At 40.1% G+C, this 3,039-nt stretch carries 2 protein-coding genes and 1 pseudogene; 1 reads left to right on the forward strand and 2 read right to left on the reverse strand.

The features are described from left to right. Positions 1-314: pseudogene (locus tag AACQ17_RS08150) on the reverse strand (LuxR family transcriptional regulator); the annotation flags it as partial. Between the two features lie 437 nt (positions 315-751). On the opposite strand from AACQ17_RS08150, the gene AACQ17_RS08155 reads away from it, so the two are divergent. Next, positions 752-2,557 (forward strand): DUF4011 domain-containing protein, encoded by a 1,806-nt coding sequence (locus tag AACQ17_RS08155; protein WP_240507679.1) that lies wholly within the window; start codon positions 752-754, stop codon positions 2,555-2,557. A gap of 6 nt (positions 2,558-2,563) precedes the next feature. Here AACQ17_RS08155 and AACQ17_RS08160 read toward each other — a convergent pair. Then, positions 2,564-3,039, reverse strand: a 476-nt coding sequence (locus AACQ17_RS08160) for a transposase (protein WP_141201448.1), incomplete at its 5' end; no start/stop codon positions are given.

The raw sequence follows: 3,039 nt of genomic DNA on the forward strand, positions 1-3,039 counted from the left end.
GTTTGATAATCCATATCCCGTTTGGCTACGTCTTTTAATGAAAAAACGCCTTGCTGCTCATTAATAGCGAGCATTTTGTAGAATGGGTCATCTTGAAATGCAGAAGTGAGGTAACGGTCAAAAAGTAATTCTCGATTATTTTTAATGGAATCATAAAGATAAATGGGATGTTTATCTGTACGCAGGCCGAGAATTACTGCACAGTCATAATTCACTAGAGAAGCGATGAAAGCCATTAGATTAGGCGTAAAACTCGGTGATTTCAGAGAAGAAATAGAGTCAGCGAGTAGATTATTAAATTGCGATTTAGTCATAACGTATAAGATGAACAATAAAGGCCTACAGCATAACTTAACTACTTAAGTTGCTCAAAGATGAGCTTATTCAACTCGCCTCTGGCTAACAAATTTATGCCCCTTTATCACTTAGAGTAGATACTCTTCACTAAACAAGCACGATTATATTGACCAACGTTTTCTAATGTTAGAATCTCATATGCAGATAGCTTCTTTGACGGGCACATAGAGAGCAAAACTTTGGTTAACTAAAAAATTACGTACCCAAAGGTAAGCTCTATATCTGGAAGGATTTCAAAAACAGTATCAATTTGCTAAAAGTAATTTGATTGCTGAAAACATCTACTTAGAAGTCCAGTCGATACGTAGTTCAAATAGGTCAGTTATTAAGCTGTAGTGTAGCTGGCTTTTTGGGATTAAATACGGTTAACGAAATATAAGGTTTTAACTGCAACATGAACTCGAATCTTAAAGATATTTTTGATAAAAGCCGTCAAGAACTCCTTGATATGGGTCTTAGAGGAAATACATTACTTAATGTCGGCAAGGGAGCCAAAATTCTAGACATTGTTGATGAAAAGTCCGAGCAAGTGTTTCAACATTTGGTTGAAGACTCAAAGACAATGTCATTTCTTCCAGCTCCTGATTCTCTAGAGAAAGAGGATAGCAATTCGATATCTTTAACTGATTTGACAGCTCATCTTGAAGAAACAAATGGTGATAAAAGGCACGCTGATAACGCTCTGCAAACTCAGCTATTTAGAAAATCACTTGATACTCGCTTACTAAAGCTGAGCACGGAAGCTACGACCTTTGTCCAAGAACAGGGGGTTGATTTACTTTATCTTGCTCTTGGTTTAGTTAAGTGGTTTGAAGATGATAATTCTGACAAATCGAGACATGCTCCCTTAGTACTTATCCCTGTCGAAATTTTCCGAGCTGATGCAGGTGACGCATATAAAATTCGCTACACAGAATCAGAACTAGGAACAAACCTTACCCTTGCGGCTAAGCTTAAAATGGAGTTCGGTATTGTCTTACCTGACTTTGAAGAAGGAGATGAGGGCTATGATTTCCAAGGCTACTTAAAATCAGTCGCGAATGCCATTTCAGGTGAAAAGCGTTGGTCGGTAGAAAGCGATAAAATCGTATTAAGTTTCTTCTCTTTTGGTAAGTTTCAGATGTATCAGGACTTGTCAGATGAAGTGTGGCCTGAAGGTAAGAAACCAGCGGAAAATAGCTTAATTAAAAAGCTGTTTGCGGAAGGTTTTGAACGTGATGCAACTTTGCTCGATTCAACACCAATGGATGTCAACCGTGTTGAAGAAGTTCAACTGGTTTTAGATTCGGACTCAAGCCAAACAGAAGCCGTATTAGCGGCAAAGTCGGGGGCTAATCTTGTTATTCAAGGTCCTCCTGGTACAGGTAAATCACAAACTATCACAAACATCATATCTCAGGCTTTAGCTGATAATAAAAAAGTGCTGTTTGTTGCTGAAAAAATGGCAGCACTTGATGTTGTTAAACGACGACTGGATAACTGCCATATTGGTGATTCAGTATTAGAGTTACACTCCCACAAAGCGAACAAGAAATCAGTACTTTCTTCATTAGAAAGTACACTGATGCAGCACGCTCCTGTCACTCCAGAGAGAAGTGACGATATAGGCCGCTTAGTGTCTCTTCGTAATAAGTTGGATGATTATTGTCTATCGGTGAATGAAAGTATTGCCAATTCCGAAGTGAGTTATCATGATGCTCTAGGTTATAGTTCACAGCTTGAGCGAATCGTTACTGACGCTTCAATCGATTTAGATGAGCTACCAAGTACCGACTTTGATTTAAATGTCTGGGATAAGAGTTATTACTTATCTGCCCTGGCGAAGATAATTGAGACTGTTGACTATTTAAGTGAGCACGATGCGCCAAGCCTTAATCTGTTTTCATCAACCACTCTCAAAGATTATTCGCCGTCTGATGATAAAGTGGCTCAAAAGCTCGTCTCTGAATTAGAAGAAACACAGCAAGAAATTATTAACCAGATTAAAGGCCTTCATATCTGCGCTGGTTATATTTCACCTATCTTTAATTACACAGACTGTATCTCGGTTTTAGAGGGGCTTTCTCTTATTGCAGATAGACCCGAGCTTGAGAGCGTTGATGCGAATTCTTCTGCGTGGGAGTCTAAAGGTGATGCGATACTCGACTTTGCTCTTCAAGGTGTAACTCTACAAGATCAAAAGGCAGAGTTATCAGAGTAATGCCGTTCACTTAAGGTGAGCGGCATTGTATTTTCTAGGATATCGGCTTGGCTTTTTCTTCACGACTCTAGGGAAGGCTCTTTCTCGCCTTGGCTCAAGTATTAAGCTCCCACTCATTGCATAGAAGTTTTGGAGTTGCCTCGGTATGGCTCCCGGTGACGAGTAGGGAAGCCCCACTATTAGGCGCATGATGTGGGCTAACGCTCCATTGAAGCTAAGTTGGTATGGCAAGTAGTCTCCATTCAACGTATTACACATCTGCACCATTTGATATCTGACTAAGTTGTATGTCAGTAGTATTCCCCAGAGCTCTTGTCTCACGAGCTCTGGGAGTCGGCTTCGCAGTGTAAGGCGGTTACCCAGCATGTATTGTTTTTGCTCTCGGTACCCCAGTTCAATTTCCCAACGGTATTCATATAAACCGACTATATCTGATTTGGGATAAAGCATAGGGTCAGCCATTGAGGTGAGAACATCGTATT

Source organism: Vibrio sp. V10_P2A27P122 (genome assembly GCF_963874335.1).
Classification (GTDB): domain Bacteria; phylum Pseudomonadota; class Gammaproteobacteria; order Enterobacterales; family Vibrionaceae; genus Vibrio; species Vibrio anguillarum.